This window comes from Tistrella sp., from assembly GCF_002684955.1.
Taxonomy (GTDB): Bacteria; Pseudomonadota; Alphaproteobacteria; order Tistrellales; family Tistrellaceae; genus Tistrella; species Tistrella mobilis.
Window position 1 is genome coordinate 124,030 of sequence record NZ_NYWI01000076.1, and the last position, 21,123, is coordinate 145,152.

Below are 21,123 nucleotides of genomic sequence, written 5' to 3' on the forward strand. Positions count from 1 at the left end.
GCGTGACGGGGCTCCCCTCAGTGGCCGGCCATGTGGCGGCCGATCGCCACGCGGTCGGCGGTGGCGCCGGCCGTCTCGTGGACGATGCGGCCGTCGGAGATGACCAGGATCCGGTCGGCCAGTTCCAGCAACTCGTCCAGATCCTCGCTGACCAGCAGCACCGCGGCGCCGCGATTGCGGGCGCCGACGATCTGGCCGTGGATGTCGGCCACCGCAGAGAAATCCAGCCCGAAGACCGGGTTGGCGGCGATCAGCCCCTCGACCTCGCCGCCGATCTCGCGCGCCAGAACCGCCCGCTGGACATTGCCGCCCGACAGTGCGGCGATCGGCGTGTCGGGCGATGGCGTGCGGACGTTGTAGCGGGCGATCAACTCGCGCGCCGCCGCCCGGATCCGGCCCTTCGACAGGAACCAGCCGCGGGCATAGGGCGCCTGATCGAAGCGGCGGAAGGCCATGTTCTCGGCCACACTCATCCGGCCGACGCAGGCGTTCTTCAACGGCTCTTCGGGCAGCAGGCAGACCTTGTGGCGCAGCATCTGCGCGCGCCTGGCGGCATAGGGCGCGCCGTCGACGGTCATATGTCCCGCCTCGGCCCGGCGCTGGCCGGCCAGCACCTCGACCAGGGCGCTCTGGCCATTGCCCGACACGCCGGCGATGCCGACGATCTCGCCGCGCCGGACCTGGAGCGAGACGCCGCGAAGTGCGGGTTCGCCGGTATCGTCCAGCGCTTCCAGATCGCGGATGTCGAGTGCCACCTCGCCGGGCACGCCCGCAAGGCGGGCGGCCGGTGCCGCCGGCGTCGCCTCGCCGATCATCATCGCCGCCATCCGGTCGACATCCAGATCGGCGACCCGGCCGCCGCCGACCAGTCGGCCGCGGCGCAGCACCGACACCTCGTCGGCAAATGCCAGAACCTCGCGGAATTTGTGGGTGATGATCAGGATGGTGAGGTCACCGGCCCGTGCCATGTCCGCCAGCAGACCCAGGATGTCGTCGGCCTCGTCGGGGGTCAGAACCGAGGTCGGCTCGTCCAGGATCAGGAAGCGGACGTCGAGCCAGATCTGTTTCAGGATCTCGACCTTCTGCTTCTCACCGGCGGCCAGGCTGGCCACGGGTGCCTCCAGCGGCACCCGGAAGGGCATGCGGGCCATGAAGGCTTCGGCCTCGGCCCGCGCCGCCGCCCAGTCGATGATCGCGGGCGTATCGGCCCGGGCCATCACCAGGTTTTCGAGCACCGTCATCCCCGGCACCAGGGTGAAGTGTTGATAGACCATGCCGATGCCCAGCGCATGGGCCTCGCGCGGGTTGGAAATCGGCGCTTCGCGGCGGCCGACGATCACCGCCCCCTCTTCGGGGCGGTAATAGCCCATGATGCATTTGACCAGGGTCGACTTGCCGGCGCCGTTCTCGCCCAGCAGGGCATGAACGCTGCCCGGGCGGACCCGCAGGTTCACGCCGTCGAGCGCCGTGAAGGCGCCGAAGCGCTTGGTCATCGCCACGGCTTCGATGCCGAGCGCCCGGATCTCCGGGCCGTCATCGGCCCCGATCGGTACCGCGGCGTCCGGTACCGCTTCGATCCCGGCCGCGGTGCTCATGGCAGGGCCTCGATGAAGGCGGTGGAGCTGGAGACCGAGCCGAAAACACCGCCCTGCATCTTGATCATGCGGATGGCATGATCGTGATTGGCCCGGTCGGTGGCACCGCAGCAGTCTTCCAGCAACAGGCATTCGAAGCCGCGGTCATTGGCTTCGCGCATCGTGGTGTGGACGCAGACATCGGTGGTGATGCCGGCGAGCACGATGTTGCGGATGCCGCGGGTGTGCAGGATCAGCTCAAGGTCGGTGGCGCAGAACGATCCCTTGCCCGGCTTGTCGATCACGGGCTCGCCCGGCAGCGGCGCCAGTTCGGGGATGATTTCCCAGCCCGGTTCGCCGCGAACCAGGATCCGCCCGCAGGGGCCCGGATCGCCGATGCCGGCGCCGATGCGCTGCGACCGCCAGAGCTTGTTGGCCGGCAGGTCCGACAGATCCGGGCGATGGCCCTCGCGGGTGTGGATGATGTGATAGCCCCTGGCCCGCATCGCCGCCAGCACCGCCCCGATCGGCCCGATCGGCGCGCGGGTCAGCGACAGGTCGTAGCCCATCTTGTCGACATAGCCGCCGACCCCGCAGAAATCGGTCTGCATGTCGATGATGATCAGCGCGGTGTTGGCGGCGGCAAGCCTGCCGTCGAAGGGCCAGGGATAGGGGTCGCCCGGGATGGTGTGGAGATCGGTTGCGGTCATTCTGGACATCCTCGGTTCAGACGGGCGTGAGGGCGGGATCAGCGGGTGACCGACAACTCGCCCGGTGCGCCGGCCAGGCGGCGGCGCGAGGAAGAGGCGAGGACCATGATCACCAGGGTCAGCAGATAGGGGGCGGCGTTGAACAGGTAGTAGCCCTGGGTGACGCCCACCGCCTGGAGCGCGGGGCCGAGGGTGCTGGCGCCGCCGAAGAGCAGTGCGGCATAGAAGCACCAGATCGGGTTCCAGCGGGCGAAGATGACCAGCGCCACCGCGGTGATGCCCTGGCCGCTCGACAGGCCTTCATTCCAGCTGCCGGGGTAGTAGAGCGACAGGAAGGCGCCGCCGACACCGGCCAGGAAGCCGCCGGTCATCGTTGCCCACATCCGCACCCGGTCGGGGTCGTAGCCCATGGCGCGGGCGGCATCGGCGCTGTCGCCGGCCATGCGGATGATCAGCCCCCAGCGGGTGGCGCGGAAGGCCCACAGCATCGCGACCGCCAGCAGCGCGCCGATCACGAACAGCACGTTCACCTCCAGCGCCGCGCGGATCTGCGGCACCTCGCTCCAGAAGCCCAGGCTGATCGCCGGCAGATGCGGGGCGGTGGGCTGGATGAAGGGCTTGCCCAGGAAGAAGGCGAGGCCGGTGCCGAGCAGCATCAGCGCGATGCCGACCGCGATGTCGTTGACCCGCGGCAGGGCGCAGATCAGCGCATGCAGCAGCCCGAAGGCCGTGCCGGCGAGGCCCGCGACCAGCACGCCCGCCCAGGGCGAGCCGGTGAGATAGGCGGTGCCGTAGCCGCTCATCGCGCCCATCACCAGCGTGCCTTCCAGGCCGAGATTGATCCGGCCGCTCTTCTCGGTCAGGCATTCGCCCAGGCTGACGAAGAGGAAGGGGGTGGAGATGCGGATCGCGCCTGCGATCACCGCCAGCGGCACGCCCCACCAGCCCAGAGCCGCGTCTTCCATGGGATCAGGCCTTTCCGGTGGCGGCCGGTGCCGCGGGGGCGGCGTTGCGGCGGCGGGGGAGAGAGGGCAGGCGCAGCCGGCCATAGAGGGTTTCACTGGCAAGCAGCACCACGAACAGGATGCCCTGCAGCACCAGAACCGTGGCGTCGGGCAGGTCCAGCCGGCGCTGAAGCAGGCCGCCGCTGGCGCCGATCCCGCCCATCAGGATCGCGACCGGGATGATGGCGAGCGGGTTCTGGCGGGCGAGGAAGGCGACCAGAATGCCGGTGAAGCCATAACCGGCGGCGAGCGTGGCATTGGCACGGCCATGGACGGCCGCGACCTCGACCATGCCGGCGAGGCCGGCCGCCGCGCCGCCGATCATGGTCACGGCGACGATCAGCCACCCGACCGGCAGGCCGGCGGCCCGGCCGGCGCGGACATTGCCGCCGACCATGCGGGCCGCAAAGCCGAAGGTGGTCTTGAACATCAGCACCCAGGCGGCCAGGCAGAAGACGACGCCGATCACGAAGCCCCAATGCACATCCATGCCCGGCATGTCGCCGATCATGAAGCCATCGCCGATCGCGGGGGTGGAGGGCTTGTTCAGGCTGGCCGGGTCGCGCATCGGCCCTTCGACCATGTGGTTCAGCACCGCGATTGCGATATAGACCATCAGCAGGCTGGAAATCGTCTCGCTGACGCCGCGGGCATGGCGCAGCCCGCCGGCGATGCCGATCCAGACGGCACCGGCCGCCATGCCGGCCGCCGCCATGGCCAGCTGGACCAGCAATACCGGTGCCCCGGCATCGGCCAGCGGCGGGCCGGCCGCCATGGCCGCCAGCCCGCCCAGCACCAGCGCCCCCTCGGCCCCGATCACCACCAGCCCCATCTGGGCGGGCAGGGCGGTGCACAGCGCCACCAGCAGCAGCGGGGCGGCACGCTGAAGCGTGTTCTGCCACGAGAACCAGGTGCCGAAGGCGCCGCGATACATCAGCTGGTACAGCTCGATCGGGTCCACCCCCACTGCCGCCACGAAGGCGCCGAACAGCACCATGCTGACCGCGACCGCCAGCACGGGAATGGCGACGGCCTCGGCCGCCTGCCGGAGTTTCGGGTCTGACATCGTCCGGGCCTGGAGCATGGCGCTGCGCGACTTCCTGACGGCGATGGAAGAGGATGCGGGGGGAGGGGGCGATTGGGGGAGGTGGCCGATCAGGCGGTGGCGCCGATGACGCCCTCGACCAGGTAGTCCATCTTTTCAAGCGCGATGTCGGTCTGGCCGCGGGTGGTGCCGTCGGCGATGACGATGGCGCCCTTGTTGTCCCTGATCGGGCCCTTGAAGATCGCGAAATCGCCGGCCATGAACTGCGCCTTGACCGCATCGGCCGCGGCGCGCCCGGCCTCGCGCGCCGCGGCACCATAGGCCGAGGTCTTGACGATGCCCTCTTTCAGCCCGCCGCGAACCAGCGACGGGATGTCGGTGCCGGCCAGCACGTCCTTCACGAAGCGGGGATAAAGGCTCTCCCAGTTCCATTCGGCGCCGGTGAGATAGCCCTTGGGCGCCAGTGGCGCCTGAGTGGCGTGATAGCCGCAGGTGAACATGCCCCGGCGTTCGGCGGTCTCCACCACCACCTTGGGGCTGTCGACATGGCAGGTCACGACGTCGGCGCCCTGATCGGCCAGGCTGTTGGTGGCCTCGGCCTCCTTGACCGGCATCGACCAGTCGCCGGTGAAGATCACCTGGGTGGTGATGGTCGGATCGACCGACCGGGCGCCAAGGGTGAAGGCGTTGATGTTGCGCAGCACCTGCGGGATCGGCTTGGCGGCGACGAAGCCCAGCTTCTTCGTTTTCGAGGCATGGCCGGCCACGATGCCCGACAGGTATTGCGGCTCGTCGATATAGCCGAAATAGCTGTGGGCATTCTTCGGATGCCCCTCGGCCCAGAGCCCGCCGCAATGCAGGAAGGTCACGTCGGGATATTTCTCCGCCATCTTCATGACGTGCGGATCGTAATAGCCGAAGGAGGTGGGGAAGATCAGTCCGGCGCCGTCGAGATTGATCATGCTCTCGATGGTCTTCTGGACCTCGATCGTCTCGGGCACGTTTTCTTCTTCCAGCACCGTGACGTTCGGGAAGGCCGCCTTCACCGCCGCGGCACCCTGGGCATGGGCCTGGTTGTAGCCGAAATCGTCGCGCGGCCCGACATAGATGAAGCCGACCGTCAGCTTGCCGGCCGCCAGAGCCCGCCTGAGCGGCAGGCCCGCGGTGGCGCCGAGCAGGCCGAGCGCGCCGGCGCCCTTCAGCAGCGTGCGGCGGTTGAGGGAGAAATCATGGGCCATGACGAGAGCATCCTCCTCGGGACGGGCGGGCTGTGGGGCCGGACGGGCGATGGGGGCTGATCGGCCGTGTCTGATCCGCCGTCCGCAAGCCGCGTGCCAAGCGCCCCCGCCCATCGCAATGGATTGATTCAAAAAGAAGAAGCCGGCAGTTGCGCCGCCAACGCAGAGGCTGACTGCATGTGTTTGTCTATTTTATATGCATAAATTGTATGCAATGATTAATTCATAATCATATATGAGGATGGTGCCCGAAAAATCCGGGGGAACTCTCCGGAGTTATTGAATTAATATATTGTTCTAAAAGAGAAAAATATGGCGTTTGCCGACTTGGCACTTTGCATGCAAACTCGTATGCAGCCCCTGACCCCCGCATCAGCAGTCGAAGGCCCCCGATGACCGATCAGATCCGACCCGCCGCCGACGACCCGCCGGGCGGGCTGCGTCGCAGCCTGGCCGATACCCTTGCCCGTGCGATTGCCGACGACATCATCGAAGGCCGCCTGCTGCCGGGCGTGCGGCTTGACGAGCATGAACTGGCTGCCCGCTTCGATGTTTCGCGTACGCCGGTGCGTGAGGCATTGGGCCAGGTCTGCACGATGGGCCTGGCCGAACGCCGGCCCAATCGCGGCGTGCTGGTGATGGTGATGTCCGAGGCCCGGCTGGAAGAGATGTTCGTGGCCATGGCCGAGCTGGAGGCCGCGGCGGCCCGGCTGGCCGCCCTGCATATGACCGGCGCCGAACGCCGCGGGCTGGAGGCGCTGCATCTGGACAGCGCCGCCGCGGTGCGGGCCGGCGCCACCGACGACTATGCCGCCTTCAACACCCGCTTCCACCAGGCGATCTATGCCGGCGCCCATAATTCCTATCTGGAGGAACTGGTCGGGCTGACCCGCAAGCGCCTGGCGCCTTTCCGGCGCGCCCAGTTCAACGTTCTGGGCCGGCTCGCCTCGTCCTGCGAGGAACATGACCGCATGGTGCAGGCCATCCTGCGCGGCGATGCCGAGGCCGCCGCGGCCGAGACCCGCGCCCATGTGCTGACGGTCAGCGCCGCCTCCGTCGCCTATGTCGGCACCCGCGCCCGCAGCACGACCAGATCCGACCAGCCCGTTTAAGGACGTCGCCCGATGACCGACACCCTGCCTGCCGCCTTCGACATTGCCCGGCTTTCCGCGGCCTATGCCGCGGGCGAGACCGACCCCGTGACGGTGGTGCGGCTCGCCTTCGAGCGGATCCGCGCCTGGCCCGACCCGGCCGTCTGGATCCTGCTGCGCGACGAGGCGGATCTGCTGGCCGAGGCGCGGGCGCTGATGGCGCGGGGCCCCGCGGGGCTGCCGCTCTGGGGCATCCCCTTCGCGGTGAAGGACAATATCGATGTGGCGGGGCTGCCGACCACGGCCGCCTGCCCCGAATTCACCTACATGCCTGAGCAGTCAGCCACGGTCGTGGCGCGGCTGGTGGCGGCCGGCGCCCTGCTGATCGGCAAGACCAATCTGGATCAGTTCGCGACCGGTCTGGTGGGCGTCCGTTCCCCCTGGGGTGCGCCCCGCAGCGCCTTCGATGCCGAGTATGTCTCGGGCGGGTCGAGTTCGGGATCGGGGGTTGCGGCCGCGGCCGGGCTGGTCTCGTTCTCGCTCGGCACCGATACCGCCGGCTCGGGCCGGGTGCCGGCCGCCTTCGGCAACACGGTGGGGCTGAAGCCCAGCCGCGGGCTGGTCAGCGCCGCCGGCGTGGTGCCGGCCTGCCGCTCGCTCGACTGCGTCACCGTCTTCGCCCAGACCGCCGATGATGCCGCCGCCGTGCTGGATGTGGCCGGCGGCTATGATCCCGCCGACCCCTATTCGCGCCCGGCCCCCTGGCCCGCGGGCCAGCCCCTGCCGGCGGCACCCGCGGCCTTCCACTTCGGCGTGCCCGCCGCCGATGCGCTGGAATTCTTCGGCGACCGGCTCAACCCGCCGCTCTTCGCCGCGTCCGTCGCCCGGCTCGAAAGCCTGGGCGGCGAGGCGGTGGAGATCGATCTCGCGCCTTTCCTCGAGGTCGCGCGCCTGCTCTATCAGGGGCCCTGGGTCGCGGAGCGCACGGTGGCGGTGGGGGATTTCCTGGCCGCCAACCCCGAGGCCGGCCATCCGGTGGTGCGCGGGATCATCGAGGGCGGCCATGGCGTGACCGCGGTCGCGGCCTTCCGCGCCATGTACCGGCTGGAAGAGCTGCGCAAGGTCTGCGATGCCGTGTGGGATGCGGTCGATCTGGTGATCACCCCCACGGCCGGCACGACCTATACCGTGGCGGCGCTGGAGGCAGATCCGGTACGGCTGAACAGCAATCTGGGCTATTACACCAACTTCATGAACCTGCTGGACTATGCCGCGGTGGCGGTGCCGGCCGGGTTTCGCGATGACGGGCTGCCCTTCGGCGTGACCCTGTTCGCGCCGGCTTTCGCCGATCGCCGGCTGCTGGCGCTGGGCGACCGGCTGCACCGGGCGGCCGGGTTGACCGCCGGCGCCACGGGGCTGCCGCTTGGGCCTGCGGGCCCGCGCGGACCGCTGGAGGCCGGGCGGACGGTAGATCTGGCCGTGGTCGGCGCCCATATGGCGGGGCTGCCGCTCAATGGCGAGCTGGTCGCGGCCGGGGCGCAGTTCGTGCGGGCGGCGACCACGGCGCCGGTCTACCGGCTGTATGCGCTGAACCAGCTGTCCCCCGCCCGGCCGGGGCTGGTGCGGGTGGAAGAGGGCGGTGCCGGGATCGCGGTCGAAATCTGGCGGATGCCGGTGGCGGCGCTCGGCCGTTTCGTGACCGGCATCGCCGCGCCGCTGGGTCTGGGCACGCTGGTGCTGGAAGATGGCGGCACGGTCGCAGGCTTCATCTGCGAGGCGGCGGCGGCATCCGAGGCGCGCGACATCACCGGCCATGGCGGCTGGCGCGCCTGGATGGCGAGCCAGGCCGCGGCCTGAGATTGAGACTGGGGAGAGGAGATGCGGCGGCGTCAGCCGGCGATCTGCCGGCGCGCCGTATCCTCGTCATCCACCATCGGCAGCAGGTCGGCCAGGCCCGACATGGTGATGGTCTGGCGCACCTGATCCTGCACGCCGACCAGGATCATCCGGCCGCCGCGGCGGGTGACCGCCTTGGCATTGGCCAGCAGCAGGCGGATGCCGATCGAGGCCAGGAAGGCGACGCCGGTCATGTCGACGATCACGTTCTTCGCGGCACCGCAGGCGGTGGAGACGGGCAGTTCGGCAGTGGCGCTGCCGGCGACGTCGAGACGGCCCTCGAGCACGATCCGGGTGACGGCATCGTCGGATTTGTGGACGGAGATCTGCATCTGGGCGTGCTCCTGGTCGGAAAGGTCCAGCGGATCATGCCCGGGAATCATGACAGTTTCATGTCGGTATTATGTGATGTCGAGGTGGGGAGAGCGCTCAGCCGCGCCGGGCCGCCGCATCGGCCACCGCCAGGGCGGTGGGCGTGTTGATGTTGAGGAAGGGATCGCCGCCATCCCGGCGGGCGGGGAAGTCGGCGGCAACCGCCCCCAGCGCGGCCAGCGCCCCACCCAGAGAGGCGGCCCTGCCGCCGCCGGTGGCGCAGGCCCGGGCGGTATCGGCCAGTGCCGAGACCCTGGGCGCCAGCGCCAGCGGCCAGAGCGAGACCACCGGATGGATGCGGCCGAAACTGGCCGCCACCGCCGGGCGCGGCGGCCCGCCCGCGGGCAGGGCGGCGAGCAGGCCGCGCACCAGATCTTCGGGCAGCAGCGGCGCGTCGTTGGGCACCACCAGCAGGGCGCGGGGGCAGGGGGTGAGCGTGGCGGCCCAGGCGAGACCTGATTCGATGCCGGCGATCGGGCCGATCGGCGGGCCGGGCTGATCGATCAGCGCCCGCAGCGCGCCCGAGGCGCAGCCGGGTGGCGCGTCGCCGGCAATGCGGGGGAGCGTGCGTCCGGCGCGGATGCTGATCGCCAGATGGCCGACCTGCGGGCGGATGCGGTCGATGACATGGATCAGCATCGGCCGGCCGGCGAGTTCCAGGGCACCCTTGTCGACCCCGCCCATCCGGACGGCCTGGCCGCCATTCAGGATCAGTCCCGCGATCTCCGTCCGTGCCGTCATCGCCTGTCCCTTCTGCGGTAAGCGGGGCGGTGCCTGCCGTCATCTTGGCATTCCCCGGTCGCCGGGGCCAGCCATCCGCGCTCTGGACGCACCAGGGCAAGGCCGCTATATCACGGGGATCGTGACGCGCCGCGAGGGGACGACCCTTCGCCCGATACCGGCCCGGGAGGTCGATGTCAGGACCGGCGCCTCTGCGGGGACGACCCTGCGCTTCACTGCGGGAGGTCTCCGCGCATGTCCTGGATCATTCTCGTCATCGCCGGCCTGTTCGAAATCGGCTGGGCGGTCGGGCTCAAATACACCCATGGCTTCACCCGGCTCTGGCCCTCGGTGCTCACCGCCGGAGCGATGGCCGCTTCCGTCGTCCTGCTGGGGGTGGCGCTACGCTCTCTGCCGCTCGGCACCGCCTATGCGGTCTGGACCGGGATCGGCACGGTCGGCACCGTGCTCTTCGGCATCTTCGTGCTGGGTGAGCCGGCCACCGCGGCGCGCCTCGCCTGCATCCTGCTGATCGTCTCTGGCATCGCGGGTTTGAAGATCCTGGCATCTCATTGACATTAAATTGCGTTTTCGGGCTGCGGCGGGAGGTCGCAGCCCTGAACGGCCAGGAACGCAGAAGAAGTTTTTGTCAAGCCGTGAACTGCGCATGAACCACGCCCAACTGGACTAATAGAGGCTGCGGCGCCTCGGCTGCAGCCCTGATCCAGATGGAGACCGATCATGACCAAAGGTTCGCCGACCATCACTTTCCGCAACCTCGACCGTTCCCCGGCGATCGAGACGGCGATACACGATCGGGCTGAGCTTCTCTACCGCATGGGCGGTCGTATCGAGCAGCTCCAGATCGTGATCGAGGCAGCGAACCGGACCCCCGACGATCGCGTGCAGGGCCTGACGGTGCGGGTGGAAATGGCCGTGCCCGGACCGGATATCGTGGTGACCCGTATCCGCCCGCGCGTCTCCGGCCCCGACGATGTGGTGCAGGTCGTCCGCGATGCGATGGATACCGCCCGCCGGCAGCTGGCGGCCCGGCTGTCGCAGCGCCGCGGCGGTCGCGAGCGCCGCATCGCCTGATCCTGCCCCGGAGGGCCTGATCCCTTCCCGAAAGGGCCAAATCCCTTCCCGAAAGGGACTGATCCCTGCTCAGGACGGGCATGGATCATTGCAGATCTCCAACCGGCCCGCCGGCCTCCGGCGGGCCTTTCTGTTGCCGGGGTATGCGCCTGTCCCGCGATGATCAAACCCCTTGAAAAACCATACGTGCTGATATAACCCTCACAGAAGAGATGTGCCGGTCCATTCAACCATAAGACTGTATGATCGCAGCAGACGGGTACCGGGCAGCGCATCATCGGGCGGGCACGTCAGACAGGGCGAGGGGACGGTCAGATGACGGAAACGGCAACGGGTATCCGCCGCAGGCGGATGCGGCGGATGATGACGTGTGGCCTGGCGGTGGCGTCGATGCTGCTGGGGCTGGGCGATCGGGCCGATGCGGCGGGGCAGGCGGTGCGCTTCGCCCATTGGGTGCCCACCACCCATGCGCTGCATCAGGGGGTGGAAGACTGGGCGAAGGCGGTCACCGCCGATTCGAAGGGCACGCTCGAGGTGCAGGTCTTCCCGGCCGAACAGCTGGGCAAGGCGCGCGATCATTACGACATGGTCGCCAGCGGCATCGCCGATCTGGCGCTGGTGGTGCCGGGCTACACCCCCGGCCGCTTCCCGATCGTGTCGGTGCTGGAACTGCCGTTCCTGGTGCCCTCGGCCGCACAGGCGGCGGCCCCCTTCGACAGCTGGTACCGGCCGCTCGCCCCCCGCGAAATGCCCGAGGTCACCTATTGCCTCGGCATCGTTCAGGAACCCGGCATCCTGCACAGCCGCAAACCGGTGACGGTGCCCGAGGATGTGGAGGGCATGAAGCTGCGCCCCGGCTCGGCCCTGGTCGGCCGGCTCTTCGCCTCGATGGGCGCATCCGCCGTGTCGATCAGCGCGCCCGAAGCGCGCGAGGCGGCGGCACGGGGCGTCATCGATGCGGCGACGCTCGCCTACGGCACTCTGGTCTCCTTCGGGCTCGACAAGGTGCTGAACAACCATATGGATCTGCCGCTCTACAGCGTGCCGGTGCTCTACCTTGCCAATACCCGCTGGTATCAGGGACTGAGCGGCGATGCCAGGGCGGCGGTCGACGCCCATTGCTCGGTGGCTGACGCCGTGCGCCAGTCCACCGCCTGGGGCGATTGGGAACGCGCCGGCCGGGCGACGCTTGCCGGCCTGCCGAACCAGGTGTTCACCACTCCCGATGCGGCGCAGCGTGCACTCTGGGCCGAAACCGGCAAGCCCTTCCGGACCCAGTGGATTGCCGATGCCACCGCCAAGGGCATCGACGGCGCTGCGGCATTGGCGGATCTCGAGGCCGCGATCGCGGCGGCACCGCCGCCCGCCGGGCGTTGACCGGATGCAGGCGGCATTGACACGAGGGGTGGCGGCCGCCGGGCGCTTCGCCGGCAGGGCGGCGGCTGCCGCACTGGGTCTTGCCGTGGTGGCGGGCGGGGTGACGGCTCTTGCCCGCTATCTTTTCGGCTATGCCGTGCCCGACGGTTTCGATCTGGTCCGGCTGACCGGCGGCATCGCCGCCTGCTGGGGGATCGCCGCCGCTATCGCGGCCGACGAGTTGATCCGGATCGATATCGCCCGGGCCCTGCCGCGGCCGCTGGCGGCGGTGGTGGCGGTTCTGGGCGGGGCGGGGGCGCTGGCCGGTGCCGTGCTGCTCGCCCGGTCCGGCGTGCTCGGCACCGATCTGCTGCTGCGTTCGGGCGAAACCACGGCCGATCTGCAGCTGCCGCTCTGGCCCGCCCATCTGGTGATGGCGGCGGGGCTGGTGGTGGCGGCGCTGCTGGCCCTGCTGCGGCTGCTGGCCCCGGTGGAGGGGGACGTGGAGACATGATCGATGGCGGGATTGCCGCCCTCGGCGGTTTCGGCGGCCTGTTTCTGCTGGCCCTGCTGCGGGTGCCGGTGGGGTTCGCCATGCTCATCGCCGGGCTGGGCGGCATTGCGGCGCTGATCGGCTTCAACCCGGCGGCGGCGGTGGCGGTGCAGTCGCCGCTGCGCACGCTGACCGGCTATGACATGCTGCTGATCCCGATGTTCATCGCGATGAGCGCGCTTGCCAACCACACCGGGCTGGGGCGAGAGCTGTACACGGCCGGCCATGCCTGGGCGGGGCGCGCGCGGGGCGGGCTCGGCCTCGCCACCATTCTGGCCAGCGCCGGTTTCGCCGGGATCTGCGGCTCGTCGGTCGCCTCGACCGCCGCCATGGCGCGGGTGGCCCTGCCGGAAATGCGGGCCAGGGGCTATGCGCCCGGCTTTGCGGCCGGCACGGTGGCCGCCGGCGGCACGCTCGGCATTCTGATCCCGCCCTCATTGGTGCTGGCCCTGTACGGGCTGTTGACGGAACAGGATATCGGCCGGCTGTTCGTGGCGGGCCTCGTGCCCGGCGTGCTGGCCGTGGCGCTTTATGCGCTGACGGTGACCCTGATCGCCCGGCGCCGGCCGGAAGCCGCCCCCGGCGGTGCGCCCGCCGGCTGGGCCGAACGCTTCGCCAGCCTGCGCGGGCTCTGGGCGGTGGCCGCGATCTTTCTCGGCATCATCGGTGGGCTGTATCTGGGTGTCTTTGCCCCCAGCGAAGCCGGTGCGATGGGCGCGCTGGCGGTGGCGGCGGTGGGGCTGATCCGCGGCCGGCTGACGCTGGCGGCCGTGGGTGGCGCCCTGACCGAGGCCGCCCGCAGTGCCGCCTCGGTGATGGTCGTGCTGATCGGCGCGCTGGTCTTCGGCTATTTCCTGGCCCTGACCCGGGCGCCCCAGCTGCTGGTTCAGGCCCTGACCGAAACCGGCCTGTCGCCCTGGGGGGTGATGGCGACGATGCTGGCCGGGTATTTCCTGCTCGGCTGCGTTCTCGACACGCTGGCGATGATCGTGCTCACCGTGCCGATCACCTATCCGGTGGCGGTGGCGCTGGGCTTCGACCCGATCTGGTTCGGCGTGGTGGTGACCATGACGGTGGAGATCGGGCTGATCACCCCGCCTTACGGATTGAACGTGCTGGTGCTGAACACCATCGCCCGCGATGTCGGCCTTGCCACCATCTATCGCGGCGTCGCCCCCTTCGTCGCGGCCGACCTGGTGCGCGTGTTCCTGATCTGCCTGGCGCCCGGCATCGTGCTGTGGCTGCCATCGACCATGGGGTGAAGCGATGCGTCCGATCGACCCGTTCCTGCGCGGCCTGCAGCTGGCCCCCGATGCGGCTGCGGCGATAGAGGTCGGAAGCGATGATCCGCCGATCGACTATCGGGGCCTGAATGCCCGGATCGAGGCGCTGGCCGGCTGGCTGGCGGGGCTGCCGGTCGATGGGGCGGGGCAGCTGCGGGTGGCCGTCTATTCCCCCAATGCGGCCATGGGGTTTGCCGCCGTGCTGGCCTGCATGCGGGCCGGCGTGGTCTGGGTGCCGATCAATGCCCGCAACGCCCTGGCTGAGAATCTGTTCATCATGAACCAGGCGCGGGTGGGCGTGCTGGCGATCGCCGATGCCTTCCTGCCTGACCTGCCCGAGATCCTGGATGCGGCGCCGGGGATCGGGGCGGTGCTGCTGCTGGGGGCCGGCGTTCTGCCGGAACCGCCCGTGCGGCCGTTACATCTGGTGTGGGCGGCGGAGCTGATCGCGGCCCCGCCGCCGCCGGCGCCCGACCCGGTGCATGATCCCGACCGGGTATCGGCGATCCTGTCGACCGGCGGCACCACCGGCCGGCCCAAGGGCGTGGTCTGGACCGACCGGATGTGGGAGGCCCTGACCCTGTCGATCTGGGCGCATATGCCCATGCCCGAAGGCGAACGGCCGGTGCATCTGGTGGCCGCACCCATGACCCATGCCGCGGGCGTGATCGCGCTGCCGCTGACGGCCGGCGGGGCCACCACCGTGATCCTGCCCAAGGCCGATCCCGTGGTGATCATGGATGCGATCGAACGCTATCGCGTGACGCATCTCTTTCTGCCGCCGACGGTCGTCTATATGATTCTGGCCGACCGGTCGACCCATGGCCACGACCTGTCGTCGCTGCGCTATCTGATCTATTCCGCGGCCCCCATGGCACCCGACAAGCTGGCCGAGGCGATGGCCCTGTTCGGCCCGGTTCTGGTTCAGGGCTATGGCCAGGCCGAAATCCCGCTGATGGGCACCTTCATGAGCGCGGCCGAACATGTGGCGGCGCTGGATGCCGGGGATCATGCCCGCCTGGTTTCCGCCGGCCGGCCGGGGATCGCGTCTCAGGTTTCGATCCGCGACCCCGGGGGACGGGAACTGCCGCGCGGCGAGACCGGCGAGATCTGCTTCCGCGGCAGCCTGGTCACCCCCGGCTATGACGGCCGGCCGGAGCTGACGGCCGAACATCGTTTCGGCGACTGGCACCGCACCGGCGATCTGGGGTTCATGGACGCGGCCGGCTATGTCTCGATCGTCGATCGGGCGCGGGACATGATCATCACCGGCGGCTTCAACGTCTATTCGGCCGAGGTGGAGCGCGCCATCCTGGCCGACCCCGCCGTGCGCGACTGTGCGGTGATCGGCATCCCCGATCCGGTCTGGGGGGAGGCGGTGACCGCGATCGTCGAGCCTGCCACCCCCGATGCGGTCGATGTGCAGGCGCTGACCCTGCGGCTCCGCGCTGAACTCGGCGGGGTCAAGACCCCCAAACATGTGGAAATCTGGCCCGAATTGCCGCGCAGCCCGGTGGGCAAGGTGCTGAAGCGCAAGATCCGTGACCGCTATTGGCAGGGGCGCGAACGGAAGATCTAGATGAAAAATCCGTGGTTGTGCGCGACATGGCTTGACGCCGGCCCGCGGCTGGGGAACGGTGAGGGCCATCTGTGACCGGGCGCCTGCCCGGCGCATCCGGTTTCCTCTCTCCTCCGAGGATGCGACCCCATGTTCGCCTCGTCCTCTCCCGCGTCGGATCTGCGGCCGGTGCCGGTGCCTCGGGTGCTGGCCCTGGCCGAGGCCGATCCGCAGCGTCCCGCCGTCGAGTCCATGCTGATGGCGCTGGCGCTCGACGATCTGGCGGCCCTGCACGACCGCACCCGCAGCGCTGCGCGTGCGGCACGGGCCGCCGACGACATGCCGCGCCTGTTCGATCTGGTGCGCGGCATGAAGACCCTGCAGCGGATCGCGGGCGCGCGCGGCCGGCTGCTGATGGCCCCGCCCGTCCGCCAGGGCTGATCCGGGCATTCCTCCGACCTGTCAGGACTCCCCCGCCGATGTCGGATGTCAATCGATCGGGCGACACCCCGTCGCCGGTGATCGCCGGGCTGAAACTGGCCCTGCCGATCATGGCCGCCTATTTCTCCGTGGCCTTCTCTTTCGGCCTGCTTGCAACCGAATCCGGCCTGCCGGCCTGGGCGGCGGTGGCCATGTCGGTGCTGGTCTATGCCGGCGCCTCGCAATTCATGGCCGTGGCGCTGATTGCGGCCGGCACCGCCATGCCGGCGATCGTGCTGGCCGTGGGCGTGCTGAACCTGCGCCATATGGTGATGACCCTGGCCCTGCCCGGGATCCGCCCGGCGGTCGGCCGGCTGAAGCGGCCCTGGCGCATGGCGCTTTACGCCGGCATCACCGACGAGGCGTTCGCGGCGGCGAGCTTCGCCCGCGACCCCGCCGCGGCCCGGCCGGCCGCTCTGGGGACGCTGGTGCTTGCGATCTATCTGTCGTGGATCGCCGGCACGCTGGGCGGCATCGCCGCCGGTGCGCTGGTGCCGGCGGATCTGCGCGCCGCCATGGCCGCCGGGCTCTATGCCCTGTTCGTCGCCCTGCTGGTGCCGGGGTTGAAGGCGCGGCCGGCGATGGCGCTGGTGGTGAGCGCCGCGGCGATCCTGAATGCGGCCTTGAGCGCCGTGCTGCCGGCGGGCATCGCGCTGCTGGTCGCCATCCTGTGCGTGGCCGGCGGCCATGCCTTCATCTCGGGCGGCGGGTCGGCACCCGAGCCCGCCACCGACGCCACCGGGCGCCGGCTGGGGAGGGGCGGGTGATGATGTCGGACACCCTGCTGCTGATCACCATCCTGGGCATGGCGGCGGCGACCGCCGTGCCGCGGGTGCTGCCGGCGCTGCTGCCCGCGGGCTGGCGGCCCGGCCGCCGGCTTCAGGCCTTTCTGGATGCGGTGCCCTTTGCCGCGCTGGGCGCGCTGATCGTGCCCGGCGTGTTCCAGATCGAGGGCGGGGTAACGGCCGGGCTGGCGGTTGCCGGCGCCGCGGCGGCAGCCGCCTTCGCCCGGGCGCCGCTTGCCATCACCGTCGTCATCGGTATCGCCGTCGCCTGGGCCATGGCCGGGGGTATCGTCGGCGGCTGATGCCGATGCGTTCTTGCCCCCGGCGGCATGGGGGTGCAGGATCGAAGCATGAGGCCGGCCCGGTGGCCGGCATCGCCTCGCTTCTACCGGGACGCGCATGAAGACCGATACGCCGAAGACCATCCTGCTCTCCGAGTACACCCCGCCGGCCTATCTGGTGCCGTCGATCGATCTGGAATTCCGGCTCGATCCGCATGCCACCCGGGTGACCGCCGTCTCGCGGATGGAGCGGACCGCCGATACGCCGGCCGATGCACCGCTGGTGCTGAACGGCGCCGGGCTCAAGCTGGTCTCGGTCGCGATCGACGGCGCGCCCGTCGGCCCCGACCGCTGGCTGCAGGAAGAGGAACGCCTGGTGATCCGCAAGGTCCCGGCCGCCTTCGAACTGACGGTGGTGACCGAGATCGACCCGGCGGGCAACACCGCGCTCGAAGGGCTCTACCTCTCCAACGGCATCTTCTGCACCCAGTGCGAGGCGGAAGGCTTCCGCAAGATCACCTATTTCCCCGACCGGCCCGATGTGATGGCGCGCTACCGCACCACCATTATCGGCGATCCGGCGGTGCTGCCGGTGATGCTGTCCAACGGCAACCCGGTGGCCGACGAGATCGGCGAAGACGGGCTCCGGCACATCACCTGGGAAGACCCGTTCCCGAAGCCCAGCTATCTCTTCGCCCTGGTGGCGGGCGATCTGGCGCTCTGCGAAAGCCCGTTCACCACCATGAGCGGCCGCGACGTCTCGCTCCGGCTGTATGTGGAGCCGCGCAACGCCGACAAATGCGAGCACGCCATGGCCTCGCTGAAGAAGGCGATGGTCTGGGACGAGCAGGCCTATGGCCGCGAATACGATCTCGACATCTACATGATCGTCGCGGTCGACGACTTCAACATGGGGGCGATGGAGAACAAGGGTCTCAACGTCTTCAATTCGAAGTATATTCTGGCCCGCCCCGACACCGCGACCGATTCCGATTACGGCGGATCGAGGCGGTGGTCGCGCATGAATACTTCCACAACTGGACCGGCAACCGCATCACCTGCCGCGACTGGTTCCAGCTCAGCCTGAAGGAAGGGCTGACCGTTTTCCGCGAGCAGCAGTTCGTGGCCGACCACCAGTCGGCGGCCGTGTCGCGCATCCACGACGTGCGGGTGCTGCGCGCCGCCCAGTTCCCCGAAGATGCCGGGCCGACCGCCCATCCCGTCCGGCCCGACAGCTATATCGAGATCAGCAACTTCTACACCTCGACCGTCTACAACAAGGGCGCCGAGGTGATCCGCATGCTCCACACCCTGATCGGGCCCGAGGCCTTCGCCCGGGGCATGGATCTTTATTTCGAGCGTCATGACGGCCAGGCGGTGACCTGCGAGGATTTCGTCCGCGCCCATGCCGATGCCAACGAGCTGGACCTCGGCGATTTCTTCCGCTGGTACGTCCAGGCCGGCACGCCCGAGGTTTCGGTCGAAACCCGCCACGACCCCGAAAGCCGCAGCTTCGAGCTGACCTTCACCCAGACCCTGAAGCCGACCCCCGGCCAGCCGGTGAAGAAGCCGATGGTGATCCCCGTGCGCACCGCGCTGATCGGCGCCGACGGCGCGCCGCTCGCGCTCAGGCTGGCGAACGAGGCGGCGGATGCACCCGAAGCCGGCGCGACCGAGCGGGTGCTGGTGCTGGAGGATCGCGTCACCCGCTTCACTTTCGCCGATGTGGCCGAGCGGCCGGTACCTTCGCTGCTCCGCGGCTTCTCGGCCCCCGTCAAGCTGGAGACGCGTGCGGAAGATGCCGATCTGGCCTTCCTGATGGGCCATGACGACGACGCCTTCAACCGGTGGGAGGCGGCGCAGACCTATGCGATCCGGGTGATCCACCGCCTGATCGCCGACGTCGCCGCCGGCCGGCCGCTGGTGCTGCCCGCGGATTTCCGCGATGCCTTCGCCCGCACGATCGGCGATGAAAGCCTGGATCCGGCCCTGATCGCCGAGGCGTTGACCCTGCCGGGCGAAAGCTATCTGGCCGAGACCATGACCCGGATCGATGTCGAGGGCATCACCGCCGCCCGGCAGTTCGTCCGGCGCGAGATCGGCCGCAGCCTGGAAGGGCTGCTGCTGGAGGTCTTCGACCGGCTGGCGGCTGAGGATGCGGGCAAGCCCTACAGTTTCGATCCTGCCTCGGTGGGCCGGCGGTCGCTGGCCAATCTGTGCCTGGCCTATCTGGGCGCCCCGGGCGGTACGGCCGGACTGGAACGCGCCCGCCGGCGCTTCGAGACCGCCGACAACATGACCGATGCGCTGGGCGGGCTGCTGGTCCTGGCCGACCAGGAAGACGCGCTGTCGCAGCCGGCCTTCGACGCCTTCTATGCCCGCTGGAAGGACGAGCCGCTGGTGGTCGACAAATGGTTCATGGTTCAGGCGACGGCCTCGCGCGCCGATGCGCTGGACCATGTGCTGAAGCTGATGGAGCATCCGGCCTTTTCGATGCGCAACCCCAACCGGGTGCGCTCTCTGATCGGCGCTTTCGCCGCCAGCAATCCGCGCGGCTTCCACGAGGCCTCGGGCCGCGGCTATGACTTCCTGGCCGATCAGATCATCACGCTGGACGCCAGCAACCCGCAGATCGCGGCCCGGCTGGTGGGCCCGTTCAAGCGCTGGCGGCGCTATGACGACCAGCGTCAGGCCCTGATGCGCCAGGCGCTGGAACGCATCGCCGCCCGCCAGGGCCTGTCGCGCGATGTCTACGAGATGGTCAGCAAGTCGCTGGCCTGATGTCGCGCGACTGACCGGGAAGGGGCGGCACCGTCACGGCGCCGCCCCCTGTTTTTATCCCCGTCAGCTGTGGCGATAGACCGCGGTTTCGAAGGCGAGATAGCCGCCGACCGAGGCGGCATCGGCGAAGGGCAGGATCTGCGTCGCCCAGAATCCGCCGAGCCCGTTCTGCCGGTCGATCCAGTAGAAGAGATTGGCGAGCCCCGCCCAGGCGAGCGCCCCCGCCGGCCGGCCGGTGGGGGCGGGCTCGTCGTTGATCATGAAGGTCAGCCCCCAGGATTTGGGCATGCCGGGGAAAAACTCGGCATCGTTCGACAGGGCGGGGATCACGCCGGGCAGCATCTTGATCTTCATCTCGCCCAGCCCGTTCTGTTCCGCCATCCGCACGGTCTCGGGCCGCAGCACCGGGCCCTCGGGCCCCATGCCGTCGTTCAGCCACATGCGGATGAATTTCGTGTAGTCCATGGCGGTCGATTGCAGGCCATGGCCGCCCATATGGATCTCGGGATCCTGGGGCAGCATGAAGTCGGGCAGGGGCGTCAGGCTGCCATCGGCCTCGCGCTGATGCATCACCGCCAGCCGCGCACGCATGTCGACGGTCATGGTGAAGGCGGTGTCGGTCATGCCCAGCGGATCCAGGATCCGGCTCTGCATCACCTCGCCCAGGCGGCGGCCGGTGATCGCCTCTACCACCCGCCCGGCCTGATCGATATTGCTGCCATATTCCCAGGCCTCGCCCGGATCGAACAGCAGCGGCGTATCGAGCGCCGCCGCCGTGGCGGTGATCACGCTCGGCTGGCCCCTTGTGGTGGCCAGGCGCTCGTAGACCGGATTGAAGAAGTCGTAGCCGAAGCCGGCGGTGTGCAGCAGCAGCATGCGGGTGGTGATCTCGCGCCGCGGCGCCCGCAGCCGCGGGCTGCCATCGGCCTCGAAGCCGTCGATCACCTGCACCCGGCCCAGCGCCGGCAGATAGTCGCGCGCCGGCGCGTCGAGGTCGAGCAGGCCGTCTTCCACCAGCTGCAGCACGGCCGTGCCGGTCAGCGCCTTGGTGGTGGAGAAGATCGCGAAGACGGTGTCCGCCGTCATCGGCGCATCCCCGCCCGCGGCGCGGCGGCCTGCGGCCCCCCGATAGATGTCGCCCGCGCGATCGGTCGCCACGGCCACCACGCCCGGCAGACCGGGGCCCTCGGTCACGGCCCGGTTCAGCACCGCATCGGCGGCGGTTTTCAATGTCTCGGTCATTGCCATCCTCCCTGGACGGAGCCTCAGGCCTCTCCGCTCTCGATCCGGGCGGGGTTCGA

The 21,123-nt window shown here is 69.6% G+C and carries 19 protein-coding genes and 1 pseudogene; 12 read left to right on the forward strand and 8 right to left on the reverse strand.

Annotation, left to right across the window (positions count from 1 at the left end; genetic code table 11):
• Nucleotides 1-17: 17 nt before the first annotated feature.
• The 5 genes from CMO28_RS25960 to CMO28_RS25980 all read right to left on the reverse strand — a co-directional run bounded on the left by CMO28_RS25960 (nucleotide 18) and on the right by CMO28_RS25980 (nucleotide 5,571).
• Nucleotides 18-1,595: an ABC transporter ATP-binding protein gene (locus CMO28_RS25960; RefSeq protein ID WP_296719228.1), complete on the reverse strand. Its 1,578-nt coding sequence runs from the start codon at nucleotides 1,593-1,595 to the stop codon at nucleotides 18-20.
• Nucleotides 1,592-2,284: a cysteine hydrolase family protein gene (locus tag CMO28_RS25965; protein ID WP_296719231.1), complete on the reverse strand. Its 693-nt coding sequence runs from the start codon at nucleotides 2,282-2,284 to the stop codon at nucleotides 1,592-1,594. The genes CMO28_RS25960 and CMO28_RS25965 overlap by 4 nt, the downstream gene beginning before the upstream one ends.
• A gap of 38 nt (nucleotides 2,285-2,322) precedes the next feature.
• Complete coding sequence (locus tag CMO28_RS25970; RefSeq protein ID WP_296719234.1) at nucleotides 2,323-3,249, reverse strand: ABC transporter permease; 927 nt, start codon at nucleotides 3,247-3,249, stop codon at nucleotides 2,323-2,325.
• Between the two features lie 4 nt (nucleotides 3,250-3,253).
• Complete coding sequence (locus tag CMO28_RS25975; RefSeq protein WP_296719237.1) at nucleotides 3,254-4,372, reverse strand: ABC transporter permease; 1,119 nt, start codon at nucleotides 4,370-4,372, stop codon at nucleotides 3,254-3,256.
• 71 nt (nucleotides 4,373-4,443) lie between these two features.
• Entirely contained in the window at nucleotides 4,444-5,571 is a 1,128-nt protein-coding gene (locus tag CMO28_RS25980; protein ID WP_296719239.1) for a BMP family ABC transporter substrate-binding protein, read from the reverse strand.
• Between the two features lie 392 nt (nucleotides 5,572-5,963).
• On the opposite strand from CMO28_RS25980, the gene CMO28_RS25985 reads away from it, so the two are divergent.
• Entirely contained in the window at nucleotides 5,964-6,683 is a 720-nt protein-coding gene (locus CMO28_RS25985; RefSeq protein WP_296719242.1) for a GntR family transcriptional regulator, read from the forward strand.
• Between the two features lie 12 nt (nucleotides 6,684-6,695).
• Nucleotides 6,696-8,519 carry an allophanate hydrolase gene (gene atzF, locus CMO28_RS25990; protein WP_296719245.1) on the forward strand — a complete coding sequence of 608 codons (1,824 nt, stop codon included), beginning with the start codon at nucleotides 6,696-6,698 and terminating at the stop codon, nucleotides 8,517-8,519.
• Between the two features lie 32 nt (nucleotides 8,520-8,551).
• Here atzF and CMO28_RS25995 read toward each other — a convergent pair whose 3' ends face one another.
• Both CMO28_RS25995 and CMO28_RS26000 read right to left on the reverse strand, forming a co-directional pair.
• Entirely contained in the window at nucleotides 8,552-8,890 is a 339-nt protein-coding gene (locus CMO28_RS25995; RefSeq protein WP_296719248.1) for an STAS domain-containing protein, read from the reverse strand.
• A 97-nt stretch (nucleotides 8,891-8,987) separates the two neighbouring features.
• On the reverse strand, nucleotides 8,988-9,671 hold the full coding sequence (locus tag CMO28_RS26000; protein ID WP_296719251.1) for an NTP transferase domain-containing protein: 684 nt from the start codon (nucleotides 9,669-9,671) through the stop codon (nucleotides 8,988-8,990).
• Nucleotides 9,672-9,905: 234 nt separating this feature from the next.
• On the opposite strand from CMO28_RS26000, the gene sugE reads away from it, so the two are divergent.
• From sugE to pepN, 10 genes and pseudogenes are all read left to right on the forward strand, one after another.
• Complete coding sequence (gene sugE, locus CMO28_RS26005) at nucleotides 9,906-10,226, forward strand: quaternary ammonium compound efflux SMR transporter SugE (RefSeq protein ID WP_296719255.1); 321 nt, start codon at nucleotides 9,906-9,908, stop codon at nucleotides 10,224-10,226.
• Nucleotides 10,227-10,391: 165 nt separating this feature from the next.
• Nucleotides 10,392-10,745 (forward strand): HPF/RaiA family ribosome-associated protein, encoded by a 354-nt coding sequence (locus CMO28_RS26010; protein ID WP_062763323.1) that lies wholly within the window; start codon nucleotides 10,392-10,394, stop codon nucleotides 10,743-10,745.
• A 360-nt stretch (nucleotides 10,746-11,105) separates the two neighbouring features.
• Nucleotides 11,106-12,122 (forward strand): TRAP transporter substrate-binding protein, encoded by a 1,017-nt coding sequence (locus tag CMO28_RS26015; protein ID WP_296719259.1) that lies wholly within the window; start codon nucleotides 11,106-11,108, stop codon nucleotides 12,120-12,122.
• A gap of 16 nt (nucleotides 12,123-12,138) precedes the next feature.
• Nucleotides 12,139-12,615 (forward strand): TRAP transporter small permease subunit, encoded by a 477-nt coding sequence (locus CMO28_RS26020; protein ID WP_296719262.1) that lies wholly within the window; start codon nucleotides 12,139-12,141, stop codon nucleotides 12,613-12,615.
• The gene (locus CMO28_RS26025; protein ID WP_296719264.1) at nucleotides 12,612-13,916 is read left to right on the forward strand and encodes a TRAP transporter large permease; all 1,305 of its coding nucleotides are present in this window, start codon (nucleotides 12,612-12,614) and stop codon (nucleotides 13,914-13,916) included. The genes CMO28_RS26020 and CMO28_RS26025 overlap by 4 nt, the downstream gene beginning before the upstream one ends.
• A 4-nt stretch (nucleotides 13,917-13,920) precedes the next feature.
• Nucleotides 13,921-15,516 carry an AMP-binding protein gene (locus tag CMO28_RS26030; RefSeq protein ID WP_296719267.1) on the forward strand — a complete coding sequence of 532 codons (1,596 nt, stop codon included), beginning with the start codon at nucleotides 13,921-13,923 and terminating at the stop codon, nucleotides 15,514-15,516.
• Between the two features lie 129 nt (nucleotides 15,517-15,645).
• Complete coding sequence (locus CMO28_RS26035) at nucleotides 15,646-15,936, forward strand: hypothetical protein (RefSeq protein WP_296719271.1); 291 nt, start codon at nucleotides 15,646-15,648, stop codon at nucleotides 15,934-15,936.
• A gap of 38 nt (nucleotides 15,937-15,974) precedes the next feature.
• Nucleotides 15,975-16,742, forward strand: coding sequence for an AzlC family ABC transporter permease (locus CMO28_RS26040; RefSeq protein ID WP_296719274.1), 768 nt, complete (start codon nucleotides 15,975-15,977; stop codon nucleotides 16,740-16,742).
• Complete coding sequence (locus CMO28_RS26045; RefSeq protein WP_014744727.1) at nucleotides 16,742-17,062, forward strand: AzlD domain-containing protein; 321 nt, start codon at nucleotides 16,742-16,744, stop codon at nucleotides 17,060-17,062. The genes CMO28_RS26040 and CMO28_RS26045 overlap by 1 nt, the downstream gene beginning before the upstream one ends.
• A 97-nt stretch (nucleotides 17,063-17,159) precedes the next feature.
• Nucleotides 17,160-19,822: pseudogene (gene pepN / locus CMO28_RS26050) on the forward strand (aminopeptidase N).
• 63 nt (nucleotides 19,823-19,885) lie between these two features.
• Here pepN and CMO28_RS26055 read toward each other — a convergent pair.
• A complete protein-coding gene (locus CMO28_RS26055) occupies nucleotides 19,886-21,064 on the reverse strand; it encodes a serine hydrolase domain-containing protein (RefSeq protein WP_296719279.1) in 1,179 nt (392 codons plus the stop codon).
• Nucleotides 21,065-21,123: the final 59 nt, after the last annotated feature.

Bases quoted from the DNA above. Each gene is read 5' to 3' on its own strand.
- CMO28_RS25960 (WP_296719228.1), bottom strand. From the start codon at position 1,595: ATGAGCACCGCGGCCGGGATCGAAGCGGTACCGGACGCCGCGGTACCG.
- CMO28_RS25965 (WP_296719231.1), bottom strand. From the start codon at position 2,284: ATGACCGCAACCGATCTCCACACCATCCCGGGCGACCCCTATCCCTGG.
- CMO28_RS25970 (WP_296719234.1), bottom strand. From the start codon at position 3,249: ATGGAAGACGCGGCTCTGGGCTGGTGGGGCGTGCCGCTGGCGGTGATC.
- CMO28_RS25975 (WP_296719237.1), bottom strand. From the start codon at position 4,372: ATGCTCCAGGCCCGGACGATGTCAGACCCGAAACTCCGGCAGGCGGCC.
- CMO28_RS25980 (WP_296719239.1), bottom strand. From the start codon at position 5,571: ATGGCCCATGATTTCTCCCTCAACCGCCGCACGCTGCTGAAGGGCGCC.
- CMO28_RS25985 (WP_296719242.1), top strand. From the start codon at position 5,964: ATGACCGATCAGATCCGACCCGCCGCCGACGACCCGCCGGGCGGGCTG.
- atzF (WP_296719245.1), top strand. From the start codon at position 6,696: ATGACCGACACCCTGCCTGCCGCCTTCGACATTGCCCGGCTTTCCGCG.
- CMO28_RS25995 (WP_296719248.1), bottom strand. From the start codon at position 8,890: ATGCAGATCTCCGTCCACAAATCCGACGATGCCGTCACCCGGATCGTG.
- CMO28_RS26000 (WP_296719251.1), bottom strand. From the start codon at position 9,671: ATGACGGCACGGACGGAGATCGCGGGACTGATCCTGAATGGCGGCCAG.
- sugE (WP_296719255.1), top strand. From the start codon at position 9,906: ATGTCCTGGATCATTCTCGTCATCGCCGGCCTGTTCGAAATCGGCTGG.
- CMO28_RS26010 (WP_062763323.1), top strand. From the start codon at position 10,392: ATGACCAAAGGTTCGCCGACCATCACTTTCCGCAACCTCGACCGTTCC.
- CMO28_RS26015 (WP_296719259.1), top strand. From the start codon at position 11,106: ATGATGACGTGTGGCCTGGCGGTGGCGTCGATGCTGCTGGGGCTGGGC.
- CMO28_RS26025 (WP_296719264.1), top strand. From the start codon at position 12,612: ATGATCGATGGCGGGATTGCCGCCCTCGGCGGTTTCGGCGGCCTGTTT.
- CMO28_RS26030 (WP_296719267.1), top strand. From the start codon at position 13,921: ATGCGTCCGATCGACCCGTTCCTGCGCGGCCTGCAGCTGGCCCCCGAT.
- CMO28_RS26035 (WP_296719271.1), top strand. From the start codon at position 15,646: ATGTTCGCCTCGTCCTCTCCCGCGTCGGATCTGCGGCCGGTGCCGGTG.
- CMO28_RS26040 (WP_296719274.1), top strand. From the start codon at position 15,975: ATGTCGGATGTCAATCGATCGGGCGACACCCCGTCGCCGGTGATCGCC.
- CMO28_RS26045 (WP_014744727.1), top strand. From the start codon at position 16,742: ATGATGTCGGACACCCTGCTGCTGATCACCATCCTGGGCATGGCGGCG.
- CMO28_RS26055 (WP_296719279.1), bottom strand. From the start codon at position 21,064: ATGACCGAGACATTGAAAACCGCCGCCGATGCGGTGCTGAACCGGGCC.